The sequence below is a fragment of the Hyphomonas oceanitis genome, assembly GCF_036964545.1.
GTDB lineage: Bacteria > Pseudomonadota > Alphaproteobacteria > Caulobacterales > Hyphomonadaceae > Hyphomonas > Hyphomonas oceanitis.
Genome location: NZ_JBALTL010000006.1, coordinates 144,206 through 168,578, shown reverse-complemented (window position 1 = coordinate 168,578; position 24,373 = coordinate 144,206). Strand labels below are relative to the sequence as shown.

Here is a 24,373-nt window from a genome sequence, read left to right as displayed (position 1 = left end):
GTCCTATTTGGCCTTGGCAACAGTCGTCTGGGCCAATCCGTTTTTCATTCCGTTCAGCCGCCATTCGCCACTTTGATGGAAGACGCCAAATGCGTTGGATTGATATACCGGGTGGCGGATATGAAATGTTGCGCCAAGCTGCGAGCAGATTTGGCGGTCATTCTCTCGCACGGCGATTGTTGTCGTATACTGATCGGATACGAGTTCAAGGGCGGGCGTTACCATTTCGATTTCGCCTTCCCCCTCAATCATTGGCAGATCGATTTCATCCGAGGATGTGCTGAACGAACAGCAGTGAATCTCATCGGCACGATTTATTCCGATGCGAATATCCGGTTTCTGGACGGGGCGTGATGTTTGATAGCGAATGCGCACTGTCATCTGCTCTCCGAATTCGAAAACAGTTTTTTCCGTGCCGCTTCTATCTAGTAACTGGATATCAGTGAATGTGATGGCTGGTGCTTGTCCGCCTTCCGACTGAAACCACGGGCTTTGGGCCAGACGACTGTCTGCTTCGTAAATACGCAGACCCTCATCGGTGGGGCCATCGAATACAACTTCGCCCTTCTTTAAATAGATTACGCGCGGGCACATAGTCTTGATGGAGAACATATTGTGGGAAACAAAAAGGATCGTAGAGCCTTGCTTCTCCAGAGATTTGGCGAAGTCCATGCACTTTTTCTGAAAACTGAAGTCGCCGACGGCGAGCACTTCATCCAAGAGCAAAATATCGGGATCGAGGTGCGCGGCAACGGCGAATGCCAGCCGCACATACATGCCTGAAGAATATCGTTTGACGGGTGTGTCGATGAAGTCCGCAATTTCTGAAAAGTCGACGATCCTGTCGAACTTCTGTTCCACTTCCTCGCGGCTCATGCCGAGAATGGATCCATAGAGAAAAACGTTCTCGCGGCCTGTAAGCTCCTGGTGGAAGCCGGTACCAACTTCAAGGAGGGCGCCTAGACGCCCCTGAATTGTTGCGTGGCCTTCAGTCGGGGTGACAATTTGAGAGAGGATCTTCAGGAGCGTGGATTTTCCTGCGCCGTTCAGGCCGATGATTCCGACATTCTCACCGCGATTGATTTCAAAAGATGCATTGCGCAAAGCCCAGAACTCGCCGGATTCTTTCTGCTTGTTAGGCTTAAGCAGCTTTTTGCCGACCGATTGAAGCATGTCCCTTACGGAGTCATGCTGGGCAACGGATGCGCCGATCTTGTACTTTTTGCCGAGTCCGTCGGCTTTGATCGCAAGTTCAGTCATCAAATCAGGTCCGCAAAATTTCGCTCAAGGCGCTTGAAGAAGAGCAGGCCTCCGAACAGCAAAAGAATGATGAGTGATACGCCGATGCCGAGCGCCATCATATCCGGCTCACCTTGACCTGTTACGGCCCAGCGAAAGCCCTCAATCACTCCAACCATAGGATTCAGCGCGTAAACCCATTTCCATTTTTCAGGAACCATCGTGCTCGAGTAGACAACGGGTGACGCGTACATCCAGATCTGGAGCATGAAGGTCATCGTATATTTGATGTCTCGATACCGCACGTTGATTGGCGCGAGCCAGAGGCTCACCGCGAGCGCCATAGAGCCCGCTACAAGCACGAGCGGAAATGCAGCAGCCAGTCGCCACGTTGGTGCGACCCCCATGAGGAGCATCATTGCAATCAGGACGAAGAAGGCGATCGTGAAATCCAGGAGAGGAGCCAAAACGCCCGAAAGCGGAATGATCATCCTGGGAAAATAGACCTTTCTGACGAGATTGGACTCATTGACTAACCCCGTGGATCCGCGCCTCACTGCCTCAGCAAAATATGTCCACGGCAGCACTGCTGCGAAGGCGAATATCGGGTATGGGGTATCACCAGGTACTGGAAGCTTCGCAATCCGGCTGAAAACGATCGTAAAGATCGCAACAGCGAAGATCGGTTGGATGATAGCCCAGGTCGCTCCCAAAGCAGCTTGCCGGTACATGACCATGATATCGCGATGGACAAGGGTTGCCAGCAAGCCACGGAAGCGCCAGATCTGGTCAAGTTCCAGATCAAAAAGACCGCGCTCCGGGCGGAGCATCGTAATCCGGTCGCTCGTGCGGGACGGCAGTTTTGTTTCGCTATCTGTGATCTCTTGTGAGGTCATGACGTAGCCTTTTTCAATTCGCCGACAACAGTCTGGATGTCTTCATCTGTCATCTGAGGATAAAGAGGCAGTATGATCCGATTGTCCTGAGCAAACTCTGAGTGAGGAAGGGGTGCGTTTAGGGGGACGGTATTGTAAACATCCTCTCTGTGGGAGCACATGATGCCCCTGCGCGAGGACACACCCGCATCGAGTAGTTTCTGCATGACATCGCGCTGGTCGCAGGCCGCTGGTATTTCTACCGAAAAGCTCTGCCAATTGGACCGGGCCCATGCCGGCTCTTCGGGCAATCCGATCCATTGGGCTGAGGCCAGCTGCGTTTTGTACTCTTGGGCAATCTCCCGGCGGCGCGCAGTAATTCCAGGCAGGCGCTTTAGCTGCTCTCGCCCGACAGCGGCCTGGATATCGGTCATTCGGTAATTGTAACCCATGACCGGGTGGGTTTCGAAGATAACCGTATTCGCCTTATGCCGTACAGTATCTGGCACGCTCATGCCGTGCTGCCGGAGCAGTCGAAACTTGGCCGCCCAGTCCTCGTGAGGAGTTGTGATCATGCCGCCATCGCCGGTGGACATGATCTTGCGTGGATGGAATGAGAAGACGGCTGCGTCGCCACGCACCCGGCCGACCTTCTCCCATTGCCCTTGCCACTCTATCTCTGAGCCAGCGGCGCATGCTGCGTCTTCAATGACTTTCAAACCGTGCTTGCGCGCAATCGTTACAATCGCAGCGAGATCAGCTGGCATACCCATTTGATGGACCAACAGGATCGCGCGGGTCCGGCTTGTGATTGCCGCTTCAATCAGTGTCGGATCCATGTTGAAAGTTGACGCATCAACGTCGACGAAGACTGGCTCGGCGCCGCAATAGCGAACCACATTGGCTGTGGCGATATAGGAGTGGCTGACCGTTATGACCTCATCTCCGGCGACAACGCCAGCAGCCAGAAGCGCGAGATGAAGACCGGTTGTGCAGTTCGATACGGCAACGGCGTGCTCGGCGCCCATATAGGCTGCGAATTCCTTCTCAAAAGCCGCTACTTCAGGCCCTTGCGTAATCCAGCCGGAGAGGATGACCCGCGATGCCGCGTCGGCCTCTGCCTGGTCCATGACAGGTCTGATGATCGGTATCATTCGAACATGTCCTTGTTGGCGCGCCACCAGTTGACGAGGCGCTCAAGGCCTTCTTCAAGATCAATTTCTGCCTTGAAGCCCAAAAGCTTCTCAGCCTTGGATGTATCGGCCAACCGCCGAGCAACTGGGTTCACGGAACGCTCGGGGCCATATTCAGGCACCATTGCCGGATCTGCTCCCATGACCTTCATCAATGCCGAGGCAAGCTCGTTCAGATTTGTCTCAACGCCCGAAGCTATGTTGAACACTTCGTCGGAAACGTCCGACTTCAGCGCCAGTACGTTGGCGCGTGCCAAGTCTTCGATGTTGATGAAGTCCATTGATGTCTTGCCATCGCCGAGGATGAGGGGCGGGACGCCATCCTCAATGCGCTGCATCCAGCGAACAAGCACTTCGGTGTACTTGCCGTGGATGTCCATGCGCGGACCATATACGTTGAAATAGCGCGTCGAGACATAGTTGAGGCCGTACATATCATTGAACGAGCGAAGCAGGCCCTCAAGCATGATCTTAGATGCGCCATACCATGTGCGGTTGTTGTATGGGTGGTGCTCCTCATTTGTCGGAAATGTATCCGCCATGCCATAGATGGATGCAGAGGACGCGGCGAGCACTTTCTGGGCGCCGCATTTTTGCGCGGCTTCAATCACATTGTATGTGCCGTCGCACATGACTTCCATAGCCTCGCGTGGCTCGGCGGCGCAGGCGGTGATGCGGATGGCGGCCATGTGTATGACGGCATCCATGCCGACGGTCACGTCCATGACAGCTTTAACGTCGCGAATATCACCTTTGACCAGTTCGACGCGTGGATCCTTCATGATCTCATTCACATTGCGTATGGAGCCGCGTACAAGATTGTCAAAGATAACGATCTTCTTAGGGCTGCTCGTCGCCAGAATCTGGTCGATGGTCGTGGAGCCAATGAGGCCGCATCCGCCTGTAACCAGGATGTTCGCGCCGTCGAGATTCATTTTTGTCGCCTTTATCTTAGTCTACGCTTTTGTGTGGTGGTGAGGCGACGCTGATTTTGTCCCCCCGGATTGGGAGCCTCTACAGCGCCTTCACGGCTTCAACGACTTCGGCCTGCATATCGCCCGTCAACTCCGGATACATCGGCAGGGACAACACTTCGTTGGCGGCCTTCTCTGAATGCGGGAACTGGCCCTGTTTGTAGCCAAGGTCGGCGTAAGCGGGCAGCAAATGGACAGGGTAGGGGTAGTGGATACCGGTTTGAACTCCCTTGCCATTAAGTTCTTCGATCCAGCGCGCGCGCTCCGCTGTCCTAATGACGTAGAGATGATAGACGTGCCGACGGTTGCCTAACTGAGTAGGTGTTTCGATACCGGTGCCGGCGAACATTTCATCATACCGGCCGGCAGCATCCCGGCGCATCTCGGTCCACTTCTCGATATACTTCATTTTGACCCGAAGGACGGCACCCTGGATGCCTTCCAGGCGCATATTGTAGCCCTTGAGTTCGTGATGGTATTTCTTCTCGGCTCCCCAGTCACGCAGCATACGGACCTTGCGGTTGAACTCGGCATTGCCGGTAACAACCATACCGCCTTCGCCGGCCGCGCCGAGGTTCTTGCCGGGATAAAAAGAAAAGCCGGCGAGGTCGCCGATCGAGCCGGCGCGCTTGCCGTTGTACTCAGCACCATGTGCCTGCGCAGCATCTTCAAGGACGATCAGGCCATGCTTCTTTGCGAGGGCCATGATCGGATCCATATCCGCCATTTGGCCATAGAGGTGGACGGGGATGATTGCCTTGGTGCGCGGAGTAATGGCCGCCTCCAGAGCGATTGGGTCCATTGTGTATGTGACGGGATCAATGTCGCAAAGTTTAATTGTCGCGCCTGTGTAATAGATGGCTGCAGCTGACGCCACGAAAGTGTGTGGAATGGTGATGACCTCATCGCCAGGGCCTACACCTGCGGCGAGCAGGGCGAGGTGGAGGGCGCTAGTGCCGTTGTTCACGCCCGCAGCGAATGCGTTATTGCAATAGGCCGCGTATTCTTTTTCCAGCTCTACGACGTCTGGCCCCAGCGTGAAGGCGCAGCTTTCAAGCACGCCTTGGATAGCCGCATCGATTTCAGGCTTGATCGAGTGATACTGGGCCTTCAGGTCAACGAACGGGATCATACGGACTTTCCTTGGCGTGGGAGATGGACGGTTTCACCGCGGCCCCGCATGGAGCTGGTTGCGGCTTCGATGACTTCGACAACACGAAGGCCCAGATGGCCATCGGTGATCGGTTTGGTGCCGTTGACGATACAATCAACGAAATGTTCGCCTTCAACGCGGAGCGCTTCAGCGCCATCGACTTTCGGCGCCCACATGTCGCCCGTCCGATAGCCCACACGCATTTCGTGGATCTGCTTCGGGTCATCCGTGAAGCTGACGCCCTTGTCGTAGATCTTCAGTTTTTCGGACGGCTCGAGATCATCATAGGTGATCATCTTGTTGGCGCCGCCAATCAGGATCTGGCGCACCTTTACAGGGGCCAGCCATGACACATTGGCGTGAGCAATCAGGCCGCTTTCGTAGAACAATGTGATGTACGCGAGATTTTCCGGGGTGCCCGGGAAGTGGTTGATACCTGCTGCCGACACGGCCACCGGGTGCTCATCGAAGAGGTAATCGAGGATCGAGAAATCGTGGACACCAAGGTCGGAAATCACATTCACGTCGCGTTGGAACAGGCCGAGGTTCACGCGAATTGAATCGTAGTAGAGAATTTTCCCGAGGTCGCCGGCGTCGATAAGCTCTTTCATCTTCCGGACCGTGCCGGTGTAGATGAATGTGTGGTCGACATGGAGGATCAGACCGCGCTTTTCCGCCTCTTCGACCAGTGCGCGGGCCTGCAGCGATGTTTCAGCCATCGGCTTCTCAAGCCACACATGCTTGCCGGCCTTGAGGGCGGCCATGGCAAGGGAGAAGTGGGTGTTTACGGGTGTTGCAATGGCAACCGCATCAATCTCCGGATCCCGGATCATTTCCTGGAAGTCGGTCGTCGTTTTGGTTGCAGGGAAGCGACGCGCAACGATCTCAAGAACCTTTGGATTCAGGTCTGCGACTGTGTGAACGCGTGCCTGCTGCAGCTCGGAAAAGTTACGGACGAGGTTCGGCCCCCAATAGCCGTATCCAACCACGCCAATATTGACCAATTTCGTTTCTTCAGTTCCGGCGCTCATTCTCGGCCCTTTATGTGGTTTAGTGGCAGGGCCGCGGACGGTTTTGCCGGTGGTGTTCTTAGCTGTTACGGACATCACCAACTACCTTTGCTGGCACTCCAGCTACAATAGCGTGATCCGGGACGTTTTTGGTCACGACCGCACCTGCGGCAATGAGCGCCCCTTCACCGATCGTGATGCCACACATGATCGTTGCGTTGGATCCTATAGAGGCCCGGCGTTTAACTTGTGTGAATTCAAGCGTCCAATCTTCATCAGACTGAGCTGAACCATCAGGATTTGTTGCGCGTGGGAAGCGGTCATTGGTAAACATGACGCCGTGGCCCACGAACACTTCATCTTCAATTGTCACGCCTTCGCAGATGAAAGTGTGAGATGAAATCTTGCACTTTTCGCCAATTGTCGCGCCCTTCTGGATCTCGACAAAGGCGCCAATACGGCTGCCGTCGCCGACCTGACATCCGTACAGGTTGACGAGCGCCGGATGATGAATGATTACATCACCGATTAATCTGACTGTATCCGAAATAGGCATTTGCGGTCCCCGAAAGCTTGATGGCCCAGCGGTATGCAAGTGTCAAACCAAGTTCTGTGCAATGTTTTGACGCAAGGGAAAAAGCTCGTGGATACAGGCAAAGCTTGAAAATCCGGCCTGTATGGGCGCACCACAGGCCAAATTTGCAAGGTTAGGACTTCAGCGGGAAGTGGGGACTTCTCGACTGTTCCAGTTGGCCGTTTGCGAGGCTTGCTTGTTTCCTAGGTGGGTTCCTACCGCACTGATGAGGGGCAGCATGGCTTTGGAGGCAATTGCCTGAACTTTGTAGCTGTGACCGATCATGGGTAGTTTGCGGATCATGGGTCGAACGACGCCATCATGATAACGCCATTTGGTCAGTTTTTGATACTTCTCGAAATAAGGGTCAGATTCGAGACCCCACTTCTTGCGGAAGTGGTTGAGGCTTTTGCGCTGCCAATTGGGCGACCAGCGCAAAATGAAGATGGGTCGGTCCATTACCTCGACCGGATTGTGGCGATCAGGATGGCAGAATGTCACCACTGAAAAGGGTTCCAGCATGATCCTTCCGCCATTGGCCCAGATTGTTATGCTGAAGTCGATATGGTCCTTGGAGCAAGGCATGTTCTCGTCGAAATCGCCGAACCGCTCGAATGTGTCCCGCCTGACCAGAATGCAGTGGACTTCGCAGACTTGGGTTTCCGTACGTTCCAGTTCGACCTCGTCGACACGCTTGCCTTGGTGGTTGAGGTGCTTGTCCGTAAGGCGGCGCGATTGAGTGGGGCCATTGAAGAAGGCATCCATATCTTCAGTGAAGTTTCCGCCAGCCTGGTGAATTTCCGTGTGCAGCGGCATGCCTTGGCATATCAGAGGCTGAACGACCTCCGCGCCGGTTTCCTCGCCACACTTGATTAGCGCTTCGAGCCAGCCTTCAGACGCCATGACATCATTTTCAATATACGCCACATACTTTGTGCTGGACATGTGATGCCCACGATTGCGGGACTGGCAGGGGCTAAGAAAATGGTCAAAGCGCACATATTCAAAGGCATTTTTCTCGCAAATTTGTTTTAGGTTCTTCGCAACGGTGGGCGGGCTCCCCGCATCAATATAGATGAGTTTGTAGGGATGCCGCGTAACAGCTACCAGGTTTTCAAGCGACCTGACGGCGAGACTGAATCGGTCGCGCGCTGTTACCACTACCGTCACATCGGCCTGATTGTTCTTTAAATTCGTCATGGGATTGGACTTTCAACTTGTCACGATTTGCGGGAGTGGGCGCGAGGAGGCCCAATGGAGGCTTTTCTCATAATGGCGGATCAATTGATCGGTACAGGTATCGAGAGCGTACATCGACTCGACCTTTTTACGTGCCCGATGTGTCAGTGCGGGCCAGTCCCCGCGATTCAATACGAGCCGCTCGATGGCTTCGCAGAGACTGGCGACGTCGCCTTCCTTGGCCAAGGCGCCCGTTTCGCCTTCGATGACGAGTTCAGGTATGCCGCCATGATGCGTGCCGATTACGGGTCGGCCAATGGCCATGGCCTCTTTAAGCGTATTGACGGGGGCATCCTGGCCACCAATTGCGCTGGTCATGGAAGGCGCCAGAAAGATGTCGGTCTGGCCTATCAGGCTCGCAATTTCCGAGTGATCGCAAGCGCCATGGAAATTCACGGCATTGGCGATGCCTAGGCCGGACGCTAAGCTTGTTAGGTCTTCTCGCATCGGTCCATTGCCGACGATATCCACTTTGATCCGTTGTGAAGACTGTTTCTGGAACTGAGCAATCGCTCGCATCGCGATGTGAAAGCCTTTCCGTTCAATCAGCCGTCCGACCATCAGGAATTTGAGTGGTTCACCTTTGGTCAGGCGAGGTGACGAAAAGGGAAAGTTCTCCAGCCGTATGCCCGACCCTATAACGCCAATGCGGTCCTCCGGGCAGCCGAGCGCGATCGCTTTTCGACGGAAATAGTCGCAATTTGCAATATAGCTGCCTGCTTCTGGCCATACATGATCGAAGACATGGGGGCCGACCGCTTCGACGGTTTCAGTAATGTCATATCCCCTGAAATTAACGACAATATTGCCGCTCAAGAAACCGGCCTTGCGGTGTTTGATGACACTCTCGGCGAGTGTCGCAAATTGGCAGTGAAGAATGTCATACTCGCCGCCTCCCTCAAAACCACTCGCTTGGTAAAACGCCGACAGATCGACCAGTGAGCGGCGATAGATGTCGGGGCGAAGCCGCGTCAGCGACACAATCCCGTTTTTCCGTGCGATTGTGCCCAGAGCGGCCGGCAGACCGGCAAATCTTGCCGTTCCGGAATTGGGCCACCTCATATTCACAGTGTGCTTGTCCAACCCATGGCCCACAAGCGCTTTGACCGAAAGACCAGTTGGCTCGACATTTCCGATCCCGTAAATGTCCACGCTATGTCCATGATCAATCAAAGCCGCGGCGCTGTTGGCGATGAACGCTTCCGACATCATCGGGAAAGCATTGACAAAAAAAGCGATTTTCATTCGCTGAGCCTCCATTTTCGCCGGAACCGGAACTCGTGAACTGCTGTTAGCATGACGGGTTGGCGCACAATTTGCTACAGCTGTCAGAGCAAGTTCGGTGCCATGACTTGGCGTACCAATTTGGGGTCAGAAGCGAGCATCTGTAGTAATGTCGGAACAAAATATGACGAGTAACAATGTTACGGTCCTCATTCCGACCTTCAACAGGTCGGGCTTTCTGGTAGAGAGCATAGAGTCCCTCTTGGCTCAAACTTGGCCTGTTCACAAAATCATCGTCATTAACGACGGATCCACTGACGATACGCTTGAGGTACTCAAAGCTTATGAAGGACGTGTAGACGTCATCTCGAAGCCCAACGGCGGTAAAGCCGCCGCGTTAAATATGGCCCTGGAATTGGTCTCGGACGGATTGGTCTGGATTTTTGACGACGACGACTTGGCGCTTCCTGATGGACTCGCGACCTTGATGAAGGTCCTGTTGAACGCGCCTGACGCCAATATGGCTTATGGCCGTCATGAGCGCTTCACGGTCGATACTATGGGTGCCGTGCGCATACTTGGAGACGGTTACTGGCGCGACTGTGAATCCGACGAGTTTCTGGCCGCGACACTCGAAGATATGTTTGCGCATCAACCAGGCATGATTGTTCGCAAGGAACTCTACGACATGGTCGGACCGTTCGATGAGAACCTCGTGCGCTCACAGGACTATGACATGCTGATCCGTCTTGCGCGGGTCGCGACGCCCGTGTCCACGGAAGACTACATATTCCGGCAGCGCATTCACGATGGTGTCAGGGGAACTAAGGAAAATCAGGTGGATTTTGAGGCGATGGCATCGTCTTGGGCGCAATTTGACAAGATCATTTTTCGTAGCATTCACCCCCAGCTCAAGCTCAGCGAATACCTGGGCAAAGGCAAGAAAGTCCATAACCAGGCTTCCAAACGCCATGCGCTGATCAGGCGGAGTGCGGTGATGGCCCGCAAAAAACTCTGGTCGCATACCATGGATGATCTCAGAGAAGCGGCAGCCACCAGTGACGAACCTCTTACACCCTCGGAAATCACGGCATTGAGGCGGGCTCTCGCATCTAAATATGGCTGTGACGAGGTCTTGAAGGACCCCAAACTGGTGGACGAACTGTGCAAGTTGGCCATGTCTTCCGAGATAGGCTCGCAAATTGTCGCCTCGCTTGCGCGTGGCCTGAGATGGCGCGTTCGCTCAGCACTATTTAGTGAAAACCGTTGGAATTCTGTTAGATATTTCCTGCTAATGAACAAGCTTGGCAAAGCATCGTCCATATTTTCAAAGCGCTACCAGCACGAAGCAGCTGCTTCGATGAGGCTGTTTCAGAAAGTCGATCGCTCCAAATGACACAGAGTCTGCTTCGACGCGCCGGCAAAGCGGTTGCCCTGAATGCGCTTGGCAACTGGTTTGGCATGGCAGGCAGCATGCTGTCGCTGGTATTCATCGCGCGCCTGTTGTCGCCGATGGATTTCGGTATTTTTGGCATGACATTGGTCATTTTCTCTATTCCAGAGATTTTCGCGTCGGGCAGCCTGAATGATGCATTGATACAGCGCCGTGATCTTCAGGCGGGCCACATTAGTTCGGTTTTCATGCAGTCGCTTGTACTGGCAGCGGTCTTCTGGCTTGGAATAAATTTCGCGGCACCATTGATCGCGCATGCGTTCGATCACGCTGAACTTGTCCCAATGATACGGTTATTCTCCATATCTTTGTTCATCGGGGCACTAACCTCCGTTCCGGCAGCGCTCCTGCAGCGTGATCTGAGATATAGCGAAATTACACTTGTTGACGTTATGGGTACGATTGTTGCGGCAGTCGTGGGTATTGTGCTGGCATTCACGCTTCAGAGCGCCTGGGCGCTAATCTACATGGAACTCGCCCGTCGAGTGGTCCGGCTCATCGCATTTACTGCGATGGCCAAATGGAGGCCTTCGTTTAAGTCAAGTTGGGCCGAAACACGGGAACTCTCGCGTTTCAACTCGTTCAACATGGCAACGAAAGTGGTCGTAGCGGCCGACGGGACGGTTTCGCGAGGCTTGGTAGGCGCCATCCTCGGCCCGGCCGCACTCGGCATGTTCAACATGGCGGTGCGACTGCTTGATCAGGCGAAGGCTGCATTCGTGACGCCTTTTGCGGCCGTGTCGCTGCCGGTTGCCGCACAAACACAGCATGACCTTCCCACGCTCTATCGTGCGATCGAAGGCGCAATGAAACTCGCGGCTTTGATTGCTTATCCGACCTTCATCGGGGCCTGTGTTTTGGCGCCTGTCGCGATCCCCGTTGTGTTCGGCGATCAGTGGGTGCCGGCCGTTCCGACCATACAGGTTTTCCTGCTTATGGGACTTCGCACACCAACGACCGCTTTCAATTCAGGCGTCCTGAATGGGGTGGGACGTGTCGACTGGACGTTCAAAATCTCTCTGGTGGGGCTGGTTCTTACGGTGCTGGCTGTTGGGGCAACCATTCACATCGGCCTTGAGGCTGTCGCCTTGGCCATGTTTGCCCAGACGCTTGTGACATGGGCGCTTGGTGCCTATGCGGTCAAATCCTCGATCGGTTTTCCGATGAAGCGCCAGGTCATTGCTGGTTCATCAGCTTTCTTGGCGTCGGTGATTATGGGTGTCATTGTCTGGGTCAGCATGCAGATGATCCAGGATTCCATACATGCCTTGCTGGAAATGGTCATTCTGGTCAGTGTTGGCGTTGTGTCATATGTCGGGGCCTTGTCGCTTCTCTCGCCAACGCTTGCGAAGCGCATCGTTCAGGCATTGATCATGGTCGCGCAGGGACGCCGGGAAGAGGCGATCACAATTGCCAAGGGCGCTGTTTAGTAAGTCTGCCGTAAACTACGATGCAGCCAGTATCTTTTCGATAGGCTGGACCTTGGCCTCTCGTTCAACTGACTGTGGCACAGGCTCCTTGCCAAGCGCATGACGCACGATGCGAGTGACAAGGGTTGCTCCAATCTCAGGAGGTGCCGCGAACGTCGCGAGCGCCCCCACAAGATCGCGTTCCCGGACTCGTTCGATCAGATGCATCCATGACCAATGCTTGTAGGCCTGCATCTTGTGGCGGGATATTGATTGTCTCGCTTCAGCCGTTAGGCCGGAATGCGTAAGGTACTCACGATCCCGATCAAGCACCCGCCGTAGATCTGCGGAGGCGAATTCCTTTGACAATGAGTTCGGGTAGTCGACCGAGAAATATCCGCATGGGTCGATGAGACCGAAACGGGCGCCAGCCAGAAGGCAGCGCATATAAATGTCGTAGTCCTCCGACAGGCGCATATCCTCATTATAGCTGATCGCATTCGCTGTAAGAAACTCGGTCCGGATGATCGGTTTCAAATAGCCCAGCTCGCGGCGGCTGCCCGTGCGTGCATTGAGATTCTCGAGCGCAAACATGCCTGCATCCATGCGAACCAGGCCAATAGGTTGATCTGCCCAGAGACGCGTGCCGCTGGCCGGCTGGGGAATGGCAGGCACTCGAACAAGGTCGTCTGCGACGATGTCGAGCTGTTCGTTTACACCGACATCCAACATTTTGCGTAGTCGGTCCGGGTACATGTAGTCGTCTGCATCAAGGATAGCTATCCAGCCGCTTTTGACCTCTGATATTGCGCGGTTTCGCGCTGCGGATGGGCCCCTGTTCTGTGGCTGCACGATAAGCGTCAGATTGGCATTCTGATTCACGAGTTGCTGAACCTTGGTGACGGTTTCATCCTTCGAGCCGTCATCGACCACAATAATATTGACCGGAATGGTCTGGGAGAGCGCACTCTCTACCGCAGCCTCAATGGTGGCGATGCTGTTGTAGCTAGGGATAACAACCGTGATGTCACTCAAGGGGGCGCTCCTGCATATGGCGCGAATACGAATTTAGAGCGGTATAAATGCAATATTCGCGCCGGAGTATGCTCGAATCCATCATTAGGACTTGGCTGTCATGCCACCATCAACGACATGTTCCTGTCCGGTGATATAGCTGGATGCGTCGCTCGCCAGGAAAACTACCAAGGCAGCGACTTCATCCGGACGGCCAGCGCGTCCCATGGGCGCTGATTGAGCCCCAATCGCATCAACATCAAACGCATTCGCGCCAGCTTGAGCCGCCATTGCGGCGCGCTGATCATCGCTCATGGTCTCCACCATGCGGGTGATGCCTTTTTGCCAGATTGGGGTGTCGATAATGCCGGGATGCACAGAGTTAACACGAATAGGGTAGCCGAGCTGACCGCATTCAACAGCGGCTGCCTTGGTAAACAGCCGCACGCCGCCTTTGCTCGCGCAATACGCGCTGACCCCGGATGCGCCCCGCAGGCCAGCAACGGACGAGATGTTTATGATTGAGCCGCCAGTCTCTTTCATCGCCTGCATGGCTGCCCGCGTCCCCAAGAACACGCTATCCATGTTGATCGCCATCTGTTTTTGCCAGTCAGCGAGGCTGTACTCTAGAATGGCGCCGCCAATGGCCACGCCTGCATTATTGACCATGACTGAAGGTTGACCGAGCTTTTCCTCGCAGAGCGTCATGATCTCGTACCAGCGGGCCTCATCCACTACATCATGCTTAGCAGCCAGCGCTTGGCCGCCGTCCTGAGTGATAAGTGACGCGGTTTCAGCAGCTCCGGCCTCGTCGATATCGGTAACCAGTACGGCTGCACCTTCACGCGCGAGCGCTTGGCAGGAAGCTCTGCCAATGCCGCTGCCTCCGCCGGTCACGATTGCCACTCGTCCATCCATGCGCTTCATCTTATTCCTCCCAGATGATTATTCTGCTTTTTGTGCTGTTTCAGTAGCAGGAGCGCGGCTTGACGCGCCAGCGATTTTGGTGTTCTAGCCGTTCCTTATCTACGGGCTGGTGCGGAGCCGCCGTTGAAATCGTGGGTGCGAATGAGCGCCGCCCACCGGCCCGCGTCGAAATGAGGTACTACCATGTCACGTCGCCACAGCGCGAAGTACAAGATCGACCGTCGGGTCGGCGAAAATATCTGGGGCCGCGCAAAGTCCCCCGTCAACAAGCGTAACTACAAGCCAGGACAGCACGGCCAAAACCGCCGCGGCAAGGTCTCTGACTTTGGTATGCAGCTTATGGCCAAGCAAAAGCTCAAAGGCTACTACGGCGACATCACCGAAAAGCAGTTCGCACGCGTCTATGAAGAAGCGAGCCGCATGAAGGGCAACGCCGCAGAAAACCTGATCGGCCTGCTTGAGTCACGCCTCGAAGCTTTCGTTTACCGCGCTAAGTTCGTTCCAACCATCTTTGCCGCTCGTCAGTTCGTCAACCACGGTCATGTCATGATCAATGGTCGCCGCTGCAACATCGGTTCGGCTCGTCTGAAGCCAGGTGATGTGGTGCAGATCCGTGAGAAATCACGTAATATCGCACTCGTCCTCGAAGCTCTGGGTAGCCCTGAGCGCGACATCCCGGAATATGTCGATGTCGACCCTAAAGCCATGTCGGCAACCTATGTTCGCGTGCCGGGCCTGGCTGACGTGCCATATCCGGTTCAGATGGAACCTGCTCAGGTCGTGGAATTCTACTCCTCGTAAGAGGATTGAATTTCTTGAATTTTTGCAAAGGCCGCGCCAGACTGGTGCGGCCTTTGTCGTTTTGGAGCTACATCAATGTCCACGCCAAGTATCGCTGCTACCCGTCAGGCGCTTATCGCGGCGCCCGGCAAGACATTCGACCTGTCATCGCGCGACACGGGCGACAAGTCGCTGTTTGAGGATAAGGAGAATGCTGAAACCAGCTTGAAGAAGGACGCAGCTACCATCAACGAGCTGAAAGACATGATGTATGCTGAAGGCAAGCGCTCATTGCTCGTCATACTTCAGGGCATGGATACATCAGGCAAGTCTGGCACAATCAAAGGCGTCTTCTCGGATACGACCCCGCTCGGCATGGAAGTGAAGGCCTTCAAGGCACCAAGCTCAAACGAACTGGCGCGGGATTATCTCTGGCGCATTCACAATGCTGTTCCCAAGAAGGGCAATATAGGCATTTTCGACCGGTCTCATTATGAAGATGTGCTTGTCGTAAAAGTTCGCGGTTTCGCGCCTGCGGAAGAGATCGAGCAGCGCTATGCGCAGATCAATGCATTTGAAAAACACCTCACCGAAAATGGGGTGACCATCGTTAAATGCATGCTGAATGTCGGCTATGAAGAGCAGGGTGTTCGCCTCGCGGAACGACTTGAGGAGCCTCACAAGCTCTGGAAGTTCAATCCTGGCGACCTCGAGGATCGTAAGCTCTGGCCGCAGTATATGGATGCCTATCAAACAGCCGTCACGCGCTGTTCCACGCGTCATGCGCCATGGTACGTCATTCCGTCGGATAGCCGAACCCGCCGCAATGCCATGATAGCGCGGCTCGTACGCGGCGCTCTAGAAGACATGAAGCTCGAATGGCCCGTTTCTGAATACAAGCCGGGCGACTTCGATATCGGTTAATGGAAGCTGGTTGAGCCGCCAGACATCGATTTGTTCTGTTCGCGTTTCTGCGGGTCGCCGTAAATATCGACGCTTCCGCCGCTTGAGGTGTGGCTATGAGCTTCGAGCGAAGCGGTGGCAGAGACGGAGCCGCCACTGGACGCATTCGCGGCAACTTTCTCGCACAATACATTACGGCCATTTGCACTGCCGCCTGAATTGGCAACAATCTTCAGCGAGCCACATTTCCCGTCCGCCTTGATGGACGCGCCGCTGGATGCGTCGAGAACGAGGACATCAGCGCTCAGCCCGCTGGCGCGGATGCTGGAACCTGAACTCGCTTCGATTTCCGACATGGCCGGGCTGGTTACGCGTACCTTTGCGCGCACCTTGTCATCCCCCCAGTTCGATATGACCTTCCGCGCGATATAGAGGCGCGAGCCATCCTGACGCAGTTTCATGTCGTCAGGTCCGCCTTTCTCAAAATCGATTATGACTGAGTATTCCGAGGAGGTTTCAAAAGAGACGTCCACACCCGCCGATATGTCGAGTTCGTCGAATCCGGTGAAGTCATAGGATTGCGACGTGTCGGCGTGGGCTGCTGAAAAGGTGGATAGGGTGAGGCAAATCGTTGCCAGTAACATCTTGCGCATATGTCGTGCTCCTCTGGTCTTAGCCTTTGATCTCGATATCACCGCCGCTGGATTCGCGCACGTCACGGGTTGCCGGATTGCCGCGTACGGTAACATCGCTTCCGCTGGAGGCGCGCGCCTCAAGCTTTCCGCTGATATAAGCATCCACATCCGCACCACTGCTGGCCTGGATATCGCCGTTTACGCACTGCATATCGTCAGCAGATACGTTCGCGCTGGAAGATGCAGCGGCATTGAGCATCTGGCAGGTTCCGGAGATTTCCACGTCGGCGCTGGAAGAGGCGTCTATTCCAACAAGTTCAGTACCCGTTGCCTCAATGGAAGCGTCAGCACTGGAGGAGGCTTCCAGGGTGAGCTTGCCGCCGAGCACTTTTGCTGTAGCATCTGCACTGGATGAAACATCCAGGTCGAGGTTTGTGGCCGCCAGCTGCTTTGCATTGAGATCACCGCTTGAGGATGCTCGAAGCTTAGCCTGCTCCACTGTGCCCGAAAGCGTCAGGTCAGAACTTGATGACACAGACCCTGAGAATGTGGACACGTTGAGGCCTGATGCCGAGAGGCTCGACGAGTTTGCAACGGAGACCTCTTCAAGGGCGGGGGCGGTGACGCGTATGGTGTAGGAAGGTACGCGCTTGCCGTTTACCTTGACCACTTTGTGTCCGTTCTTGGTGGACAGGGAGACATTGCGGGCCCAACCGGCTTTGTTGCGGAGGCTGTTGCGACTGACCAGAAGTGTCTGGCCATTCTGTTCGATGAAGATGTCGCTGAAGTCACCGTCATCCTGTTCGACTGAAATCGAGGCATCCGGGCCTGTTTCGAAAATCACGTCCACGGCGCCACGCGTATCAATCGCGGTGAAATCGCCGGCCGGGAAGGATTTCGATTCTGCGCTGGCAATCGGCGCCAATGCGGCAGCCAGGACGATAAGGGGCAGGGCGATGCGTGTCATGAGGCGTCTCCATATTGATTTCGTCAGACTATTGTATATCGAAATACGATAAGTCAATCGTTGTTTTTCGATAATTTTCGGCAATCACAGCTTTTTCCTCTCATCCCCTGCGGTGACGGCGCAGAACCATCGGGGGCTGCCCGTAAGCCCGCATAAAGGACACCCGCATACGCTCGGCTTCGCCAAATCCGGTCTGCTGCGCGATTTTCTGGAGCGAGATGCCAGTCATCTCCACACGTTCCCTCGCCGCTTCGAGCCTGAGCTTTTCGACAAGGCGGGCAGGGGTCGTACCCGTTTCGGTACGAAAGACGCGAGCAAAGTTCCGGGGACTCATCCCCGCATGTTCAGCCATTTGTTCGACTTTCAATTCGCTTCCCAAGTTCGCGCGGAGCCAGTCGATCAGTGTGTCGAAGCGTCCGGATGCGAGCTTCACGTCCTGCATCACCGAAAATTGGGATTGGCCACCATGCCGCCGTTGATGGACGACCAGCTCCCGGGCAGATTCCCGGGCAACATCTTCTCCAAGATCTTCCTCGACAAGGGCCAGCGCCAGATCGATCCCGGCGGAAATGCCGGCAGATGTCCAGAATTTTCCGTCGCGCACGAAGATGCGGTCTTGTTCGACCTTAACGGCCGGGAAGTTGCGGGTCATATCAGGGCACCGGCGCCAGTGCGTGGTTGCTTTGCGGCCATCCAGCAGGCCTGCCGCCGCGAGAAGGAAGGCGCCCGAACAAACGGACGTTGTGCGCCTTGTCCGCAAGGACATGTCCCGGATCGCGCTTAGCATGGAATCGTCGTGCATCGCGCTGCGCGTGCCTTCGCCTCCGGATACGATCAGTGTGTCGAGCGTCAAGCCGGTTGGTAAAGATTCGGAGTACATCGATACGCCGCTGGACGATCTCACCGGACCACCCTTCAGCGAATACACGGTCAGCCGATAGGGGGGCGGCGGGTTAAGCCCCCGAACCGGCATCTCGAACACGGCAATCGGCCCAGCCGCGTCAAGCAGCTGGAAGCCCTCAAAGATGAGGACGCCTATGTCGCGCGTGGTGAGAATGGCGGAATTCATGGGAACAACGTCCTTTCTGCCAAACGGCATCTAGGCCAAATTCAGGATGTCAGCAAGGAGATCCACATGAGCCAGCCCTTCACCACCGTCTTCGCAATCTACGACAACATGACCCATCTCGACTTTACCGGACCCCACCAAGTGCTTTGCCGCTTGCCGAATGCTTCCACAATGATCGCCAGCCGGGATGGCGGTGAGGTGACGGCAGAGGGCAATCTCGTAATCGGTCGAACGAAGAAACTCTCAGATATCGAGCATTGCGATCTACTCTGTGTTCCAGGCGGCATGACTGCGACGCAGGTGGCGCTGGATGAGGCTTTCGTTTCGGAGGTCCGGCGTCTCGGTCTCGGCGCGCGATATGTCACCTCCGTATGCACCGGGTCGCTGATCCTTGGGGCGGCCGGCTTGCTGCAGGGCAAGCGCGCGGCCTGTCACTGGGCCTGGCGGGAATTGCTGCCCGAGTTTGGCGCGATCGTGGATGAAGCTCGGGTGGTTCGCGACGGAAACACCATAACGGGTGGCGGCGTCACCGCAGGGATCGACTTCGCGCTGACCATGGTGGCGGAGATCGCCGGTGAAGCCTACGCCAAAGCGCTGACATTGGGATACGAATACGCGCCCTCGCCGCCATTCCCGGGTGGTCGGCCGGAACTCGCTGAGGCTGAAACGCTCTCGGCCTATTCAGCGCATATGGGCAAGTTGATGGATCAGCGACGCGCCGAAGCCCATGAAGCTGGCCAGCGAATGCTTGCTCACGCTGGGCGTCCGTAGAGGTCGTAATCGTCGGCGCCGTCGATCTCCACTGGCACAATATCACCCGGTTTCAGGTGCATTGCGTTTTCGAGATACACAACGGCGTCGACTTCCGGTGCATCAGCTTTCGTGCGACCAATCATGATCCCTGCCTCATCGCCGGCGCCGTCGATGATGACATCCTGCACTGAGCCAATCTGCGCTTCGGCGCGCGCGGCGGAGACCTCAGCCTGAACCTGCATGAAGCGGTGCCAACGCTCTTCCTTCACCGCTTCATCGACGTGGCCGGGAAGGGTGCGGCTGTCGGCATGAGCGACGTTTTCGTATTTGAAGCAGCCGGCACGATCAATCTTGGCTTCGCGAACGAAGTCTAGAAGGATTTCGAAATCTTCTTCCGTCTCGCCTGGAAAGCCGACAATGAAGGTCGAGCGGATGGCCAGTTCGGGCACATCGCGCCGCCATTGCTGGATGCGCTCCAGAACACGGTCCTGCTTCGCGGGACGTTTCATGGCTTTCAGGACATTCGCAGACGCGTGCTGGAAGGGGATGTCGAGATAGGGCGTGATGAGACCTTCGGCCATCAACGGAATGACTTGGTCAACATGGGGGTAGGGGTAGACATAGTGCATTCGTGTCCACACGCCGAGGCTGCCAAGCCCCTTTGCGAGATCCAGGAAGCGGGTTTGATATTCAGTGCCGCGCCACGTCTCTGGCTTGTAGCGCACATCGAGCCCGTAAGCCGAAGTGTCCTGGCTGATGACGAGGAGTTCCTTCACGCCTGCGTGGACCAGCTGTTCGGCTTCGGTCAGCACATGGTGGATCGGCCGGGACGCGAGATCGCCGCGCAATTTCGGGATGATGCAGAAGCTGCAGCGGTTGTTACAGCCCTCGGAGATCTTCAAGTAGGCGTAATGGCGTGGTGTGAGGCGCAGACCTGCCTCGGGCACCAGATCCAGATGCGGGTTGTGAGGAGGCGTCAGGTGGGTATGCACCGCCGCCATGACGTCTTCATACTGATGCGGGCCTGTGATCGCGAGCACCTTCGGGTGGGCCCTTTCGATCACGTCGGGCTCGGCGCCGAGACAGCCGGTCACGATGACTTTGCCATTGGCTTCAATAGCTTCCCCGATGGCCTCAAGGCTTTCGTCGCGCGCGCTGTCGAGGAATCCGCATGTGTTCACGAGCACGAGGTCTGCTCCGGCATAGTCCGGCGCGATCTGATATCCCTCGGCCCGCAGGCGGGTGATGATGCGTTCTGAATCCACCAGCGCCTTTGGGCAGCCAAGGGAAACGATACCCACTTTCGGGGCGCTCGGTGTGATGGTCGTTACTGTCATGGCGCGCGCTTTAGCACATCGCCGGGCGTTTGCGAGCCGAATGTATCAGCGGCGAAACAGCGTAAATCCCGCGTTAAGGATGTTTCGCGAATTTGGATGCTACATTTTCTTGGATGCAAATGTGTTGAGGCTAGTTTGGTCTTCGTAGTGAAACGGAGATTTTAATGGCAGCTTTTGCTGTAAGCACCCTTTACTGGCTCGCGTCGGGTGTCGGCTTATTCCTGATAGGATATGTGCTGATACGTTGGCGGAAGTCGGCACGCGCGTGCTATCCGATGCCGTTCCGCCGGCGTAAAGGGTATCTTTTCGGATTGCTATTTGCCTTCACCGTAACGTTGCTTCCGCTCATCCTGCGCCCGGATAATTGTGCTGGCTGCATGGTGGTTACAGCCACAGGTATGGTCGCTGACATGGTCAGCAACTAGCCACGCTGTATTATCAGACAAGCCTGAGCTTAGGCTGCAGCCTCGACTTCAACGCCCTTGTCCTGAAAGAAGTCGCGCAATTCGCCGCTTTCGAACATTTCCTTGACGATGTCGCATCCGCCGACGAATTCGCCTTTTACATAGAGCTGTGGGATGGTCGGCCATTGCGAATAGGCCTTGATGCCTTCCCGGACCGCTGCGTCTTCGAGCACGTTGGTCGAGACATATTCAACGCCGAGATAGTCGAGCACCTGAACCACAACAGATGAGAACCCGCATTGCGGGAAGGTTGGCGTGCCCTTCATGAAAAGGACAACGTCATTGGCCTTTACGGCCTTTTCGATGGCATCGAGCGTGGTCTGGTCGGTCATGGCGTGTTCCTGCAGTACATGTTCAGCCCTGATGTGTGGTGCGCGGCGGCTTACGTCAAGCGGGCCGCCGCGCACAAGTGGTTTACCTATTCTTCTGCGGGCTCGTCCCAGCCGCAGCTTTGGCCTTCATTCTGTTCCTTCAGATAGACCATCAGCGGATCGAAATACTCGACAATGGCGCTGCCGTCGATGTCGCGAGTCCCAGTGAAGGCTTCGAGCGCGTCCGGCCAGGGCTTGGAGGCCCCCATTTCCAGCATCGCGTTGAAGCGCTCACCAACTTCCTTGTTGTCATAGATCGAGCAGCGGTGAAGCGGGCCTTCCCAACCAGCCTGCTCACAGGCTGCTTTGTGGAACTGAAACTGCAGGATGTAGGACAGGAAGTAACGCAGGTAGGGCGTGTTGCCCGGGATGTGGTACTTCGCGCCTGGGTCAAATGCATCTGCCGGGCGTGGGCCGGGTGGCACAATACCCTGCATCTCAAGGCGCCGGGACCACCAAGCGTCGTTGTAGTCTGCAGGCGCTGTCTTGCCGGAGAGGACGTCCCAGCGCCAGCTGTCCACTGTGAGGGCAAAGGGCAGGAAGGCAATCTTCTTCAGGGCAATATTCAGTAGCAAGGCCGTATCAGCATCCGCTGGCGGCATTTCGCTCTCATCAATCAGGCCGATCTGTTTCAGGTATTCCGGCGTGATGGACAGACCGATGAAGTCGCCAATGGCTTCATGGAAGCCGTCATTGGCGCCGTCTTTGTAAAGAAGGTTCTGGTCCTTGTAGGCGCGCTGGTAGAAATTGTGCCCAAGCTCGTGGTGGACCGTATCGAAGTCTTCCTCGTTGACCTCTGTACACATCTTGATGCGCACATCTTCCTTGTTGTCGAGATCCCACGCCGAAGCATGGCAAATGACTTCCTTGCCTTCAGGGCGCGTGATCATGGAGCGCTCCCAAAAGGTTTCGGGCAGAGGCTCGAAACCGAGCGAGGTAAAGAACGCTTCGCCTGTCTTCACCATCTTGATCGGATCATAGCCCTTCTCCAGAAGACGCTGCGTGACGTTGTAGCTTGGTCCCGGCGTGTCGGTCTTGACCACGTCATAGATGCCCGACCAGTCCTGCGCCCACATGTTGCCGAGCAGGTCAGCGCGGATTGGGCCAGTCTTGGGCTGAACATCATCGCCATATTGGGCGTTGAGGCGCGTACGCGCGTAGCAATGAAGCTCCTTGTAGAGCGGCTCAACCTGGGTCCAGAGGCGGTCGACTTCGGCTTCCATCTCTTCCGGCGCCATGTCGTAATTGGACAGCCACATCTGGTCGAGGCTCGGGTAGCCGAGTTCCTGAGCGCCTTCATTGGCGATTTCGACCATGCGTGCATACTCGTCCTTCATGGCAGGCGAAACGGTGCGCCAGCCTTCCCAAACAGCTTTCAGCTCTTCCGGGTCGCGCGAGGTTTCAATGATTGTCGACAACTCGTCGAGCGTCATGTCCTTGCCTTTGTAATTGAAGGTGCCGGTGCCGTATTTCGCATCCAGATCTGTGGTGATCTTGGAGAGCTCTTCGGCCGCGCCTTCTGTTGACGGGGCAGGGATGGTGATGCCGCCGCGCAGCCTGGTCATCTTGCGGGCAAGATCCTGAGGCAGGTCGTCGATATTGAATTTCTTGGACTCATTGGCCAGCGACACTGACAGCTTGGTCGCGCGGGCGCCGATTTCGGCCGCGGCGGCGTTGGTCTCGTCCGTGATGTTCGTTGCCTGGGCCCAGAAAACGAGGCTGGCTTCATCCGACATGTCTGACAGTTCCGACTCTGCGCGAGCCATGAATGCGCGCGCTTCGGTAACGGTCGGTGACTCAGTCGTGGTCTCAGCCGTAACAGGCGTTGTTTCCTGAAGGGTTTCTTTTGGCGCTGTACAGCTGGCGAGGGCAACAGTTAGCGCAATAGCGCTGGTAGCGAGTGATAAACGCATGGTGAAAGACAACTCCCTGAGTGAAATTTACCCAGAGGTGACAAGATTGAGGCGCCGGGGTCAATCTCAGCGCGGATAAAATATTGATTGTTACTTTCAGGGCTCACCTTATCTAGCAGAAGCACAAATGGAGCGCCCCTCATGTCCGACACAATGTCCTACGTTCTCAAAACATCCGCCAATCAAATGCTGGCGTCGATGCGCGCGTCCCTTAGAAAGGGAGAGGCACAGGCGCGGGCGACTGACGTTGAAGATTCCGTGTTTCTGTCGGCGCGGCTCTATCCGGATATGCTGCCACTAAGCCGCCAGGTTCAGATCGCTTGCGACAATGCCGCTCGCGGTGCTGCGCGCCTCTCTGGCACCGAGATCCCGAGCTTTCCGGACGTGGAAACGACCTTTGCCGAATTGATGACGCGGTGCGATACGGCGCTCGCCTTTGTCAATTCCGTCGATGACACGAAGGTGGACGCGAGCGAGCATGAGACGCTGCAAATTCCTTTGGGGCCGCAGACCGTGCCGATGCAGGGGCGTCAGTATCTCACCACGTTCGTCCTGACGAACATGATTTTCCATGTAACGATGACCTACGCCTTGCTGCGCCATCAGGGTGTTGCGCTTGGCAAGCGCGATTTCCTGACCGGCCAATAGGCTCAGGGCGCTTTGGTCTTGAGGGCGAGGGCGTGCAGTTCTCCGCCCATCGTTCCCTTGAGAGCAGAATAGACAAGCTGGTGCTGTTTCACACGGGATAACCCGGAAAATTGCGCGCTGATGATCTCGGCCTGCCAGTGATTGTCGTCACCGGCGAGATCTGTGAGCGTGATCTCGGCATCCGGGAAGGCGTCGGTCAGGTAGCCGAGCAGTGTGTCGCGGTTCATGGCCATGGCAGCGTGTCCTCAA

25 protein-coding genes are annotated in these 24,373 nt (G+C 55.9%); 7 read left to right on the top strand and 18 right to left on the bottom strand.

Going from position 1 to position 24,373, the window contains the following annotated elements; all coding sequences use genetic code 11:
- Positions 1-3: 3 nt before the first annotated feature.
- From V7651_RS16375 to V7651_RS16335, 9 genes are all read right to left on the bottom strand, one after another.
- On the bottom strand, positions 4-1,260 hold the full coding sequence (locus V7651_RS16375) for an ABC transporter ATP-binding protein (protein ID WP_335613777.1): 1,257 nt from the start codon (positions 1,258-1,260) through the stop codon (positions 4-6).
- Complete coding sequence (locus tag V7651_RS16370; RefSeq protein WP_335613776.1) at positions 1,260-2,135, bottom strand: ABC transporter permease; 876 nt, start codon at positions 2,133-2,135, stop codon at positions 1,260-1,262. The genes V7651_RS16375 and V7651_RS16370 overlap by 1 nt, the downstream gene beginning before the upstream one ends.
- The gene (locus V7651_RS16365) at positions 2,132-3,268 is read right to left on the bottom strand and encodes a DegT/DnrJ/EryC1/StrS family aminotransferase (protein WP_335613775.1); all 1,137 of its coding nucleotides are present in this window, start codon (positions 3,266-3,268) and stop codon (positions 2,132-2,134) included. Before V7651_RS16365 ends, V7651_RS16370 begins: the two co-directional genes overlap by 4 nt.
- Positions 3,265-4,242: an NAD-dependent epimerase/dehydratase family protein gene (locus V7651_RS16360; protein ID WP_335613774.1), complete on the bottom strand. Its 978-nt coding sequence runs from the start codon at positions 4,240-4,242 to the stop codon at positions 3,265-3,267. The genes V7651_RS16365 and V7651_RS16360 overlap by 4 nt, the downstream gene beginning before the upstream one ends.
- Positions 4,243-4,321: 79 nt before the next feature.
- Positions 4,322-5,413, bottom strand: a complete 1,092-nt coding sequence (locus V7651_RS16355; protein ID WP_335613773.1) for a DegT/DnrJ/EryC1/StrS family aminotransferase — start codon at positions 5,411-5,413, stop codon at positions 4,322-4,324.
- The gene (locus V7651_RS16350) at positions 5,410-6,465 is read right to left on the bottom strand and encodes a Gfo/Idh/MocA family protein (RefSeq protein ID WP_335613772.1); all 1,056 of its coding nucleotides are present in this window, start codon (positions 6,463-6,465) and stop codon (positions 5,410-5,412) included. The genes V7651_RS16355 and V7651_RS16350 overlap by 4 nt, the downstream gene beginning before the upstream one ends.
- Positions 6,466-6,523: 58 nt before the next feature.
- Positions 6,524-7,000, bottom strand: coding sequence for an acyltransferase (locus V7651_RS16345; RefSeq protein ID WP_335613771.1), 477 nt, complete (start codon positions 6,998-7,000; stop codon positions 6,524-6,526).
- A 159-nt stretch (positions 7,001-7,159) separates the two neighbouring features.
- A complete protein-coding gene (locus tag V7651_RS16340; RefSeq protein WP_335613770.1) occupies positions 7,160-8,218 on the bottom strand; it encodes a glycosyltransferase family 2 protein in 1,059 nt (352 codons plus the stop codon).
- Between the two features lie 12 nt (positions 8,219-8,230).
- Positions 8,231-9,502: a glycosyltransferase gene (locus V7651_RS16335; RefSeq protein ID WP_335613769.1), complete on the bottom strand. Its 1,272-nt coding sequence runs from the start codon at positions 9,500-9,502 to the stop codon at positions 8,231-8,233.
- Positions 9,503-9,650: 148 nt separating this feature from the next.
- Between V7651_RS16335 and V7651_RS16330 the strand changes: the two genes are divergently transcribed.
- Both V7651_RS16330 and V7651_RS16325 read left to right on the top strand, forming a co-directional pair.
- Complete coding sequence (locus V7651_RS16330) at positions 9,651-10,877, top strand: glycosyltransferase (RefSeq protein ID WP_335613768.1); 1,227 nt, start codon at positions 9,651-9,653, stop codon at positions 10,875-10,877.
- Positions 10,874-12,364: a lipopolysaccharide biosynthesis protein gene (locus tag V7651_RS16325; protein ID WP_335591007.1), complete on the top strand. Its 1,491-nt coding sequence runs from the start codon at positions 10,874-10,876 to the stop codon at positions 12,362-12,364. Before V7651_RS16330 ends, V7651_RS16325 begins: the two co-directional genes overlap by 4 nt.
- A gap of 15 nt (positions 12,365-12,379) precedes the next feature.
- Here V7651_RS16325 and V7651_RS16320 read toward each other — a convergent pair whose 3' ends face one another.
- A complete protein-coding gene (locus tag V7651_RS16320; RefSeq protein ID WP_051625010.1) occupies positions 12,380-13,378 on the bottom strand; it encodes a glycosyltransferase family 2 protein in 999 nt (332 codons plus the stop codon).
- An 84-nt stretch (positions 13,379-13,462) separates the two neighbouring features.
- Positions 13,463-14,284 carry an SDR family NAD(P)-dependent oxidoreductase gene (locus V7651_RS16315; RefSeq protein WP_335591005.1) on the bottom strand — a complete coding sequence of 274 codons (822 nt, stop codon included), beginning with the start codon at positions 14,282-14,284 and terminating at the stop codon, positions 13,463-13,465.
- Positions 14,285-14,467: 183 nt separating this feature from the next.
- Between V7651_RS16315 and rpsD the strand changes: the two genes are divergently transcribed.
- Together rpsD and V7651_RS16305 are read left to right on the top strand one after the other, a co-directional pair.
- Entirely contained in the window at positions 14,468-15,085 is a 618-nt protein-coding gene (rpsD, locus tag V7651_RS16310) for a 30S ribosomal protein S4 (protein WP_034739547.1), read from the top strand.
- Positions 15,086-15,160: 75 nt separating this feature from the next.
- Positions 15,161-15,988: a polyphosphate kinase 2 family protein gene (locus tag V7651_RS16305; RefSeq protein WP_035540579.1), complete on the top strand. Its 828-nt coding sequence runs from the start codon at positions 15,161-15,163 to the stop codon at positions 15,986-15,988.
- Here the strand turns inward: V7651_RS16305 and V7651_RS16300 are convergent.
- The 3 genes from V7651_RS16300 to V7651_RS16290 all read right to left on the bottom strand — a co-directional run bounded on the left by V7651_RS16300 (position 15,985) and on the right by V7651_RS16290 (position 18,638).
- Positions 15,985-16,620 carry a GIN domain-containing protein gene (locus V7651_RS16300; RefSeq protein ID WP_335613767.1) on the bottom strand — a complete coding sequence of 212 codons (636 nt, stop codon included), beginning with the start codon at positions 16,618-16,620 and terminating at the stop codon, positions 15,985-15,987. The genes V7651_RS16305 and V7651_RS16300 overlap by 4 nt on opposite strands.
- Before the next feature lie 19 nt (positions 16,621-16,639).
- Positions 16,640-17,569: a GIN domain-containing protein gene (locus V7651_RS16295; protein WP_335613766.1), complete on the bottom strand. Its 930-nt coding sequence runs from the start codon at positions 17,567-17,569 to the stop codon at positions 16,640-16,642.
- A gap of 100 nt (positions 17,570-17,669) precedes the next feature.
- A complete protein-coding gene (locus V7651_RS16290; RefSeq protein ID WP_335613765.1) occupies positions 17,670-18,638 on the bottom strand; it encodes a GlxA family transcriptional regulator in 969 nt (322 codons plus the stop codon).
- A gap of 66 nt (positions 18,639-18,704) precedes the next feature.
- On the opposite strand from V7651_RS16290, the gene V7651_RS16285 reads away from it, so the two are divergent.
- The gene (locus V7651_RS16285) at positions 18,705-19,409 is read left to right on the top strand and encodes a DJ-1/PfpI family protein (protein ID WP_335613764.1); all 705 of its coding nucleotides are present in this window, start codon (positions 18,705-18,707) and stop codon (positions 19,407-19,409) included.
- Here the strand turns inward: V7651_RS16285 and rimO are convergent.
- Positions 19,391-20,728 carry a 30S ribosomal protein S12 methylthiotransferase RimO gene (gene rimO, locus V7651_RS16280; protein WP_335613763.1) on the bottom strand — a complete coding sequence of 446 codons (1,338 nt, stop codon included), beginning with the start codon at positions 20,726-20,728 and terminating at the stop codon, positions 19,391-19,393. The genes V7651_RS16285 and rimO overlap by 19 nt on opposite strands.
- A 164-nt stretch (positions 20,729-20,892) precedes the next feature.
- Here rimO and V7651_RS16275 point away from each other — a divergent pair, with 164 nt between their 5' ends.
- Positions 20,893-21,153 carry a hypothetical protein gene (locus V7651_RS16275; RefSeq protein ID WP_335613762.1) on the top strand — a complete coding sequence of 87 codons (261 nt, stop codon included), beginning with the start codon at positions 20,893-20,895 and terminating at the stop codon, positions 21,151-21,153.
- Positions 21,154-21,182: 29 nt separating this feature from the next.
- On the opposite strand, the gene grxD is transcribed toward V7651_RS16275, so the two are convergent.
- Positions 21,183-21,524: a Grx4 family monothiol glutaredoxin gene (gene grxD, locus V7651_RS16270; protein WP_035540586.1), complete on the bottom strand. Its 342-nt coding sequence runs from the start codon at positions 21,522-21,524 to the stop codon at positions 21,183-21,185.
- A gap of 86 nt (positions 21,525-21,610) precedes the next feature.
- On the bottom strand, positions 21,611-23,476 hold the full coding sequence (locus V7651_RS16265; protein ID WP_335613761.1) for a M2 family metallopeptidase: 1,866 nt from the start codon (positions 23,474-23,476) through the stop codon (positions 21,611-21,613).
- A gap of 141 nt (positions 23,477-23,617) precedes the next feature.
- On the opposite strand from V7651_RS16265, the gene V7651_RS16260 reads away from it, so the two are divergent.
- A complete protein-coding gene (locus V7651_RS16260; RefSeq protein WP_051625012.1) occupies positions 23,618-24,124 on the top strand; it encodes a DUF1993 domain-containing protein in 507 nt (168 codons plus the stop codon).
- A 2-nt stretch (positions 24,125-24,126) separates the two neighbouring features.
- On the opposite strand, the gene V7651_RS16255 is transcribed toward V7651_RS16260, so the two are convergent.
- Complete coding sequence (locus tag V7651_RS16255) at positions 24,127-24,357, bottom strand: BolA family transcriptional regulator (protein WP_335590997.1); 231 nt, start codon at positions 24,355-24,357, stop codon at positions 24,127-24,129.
- Between the last annotated feature and the right edge of the window lie 16 nt (positions 24,358-24,373).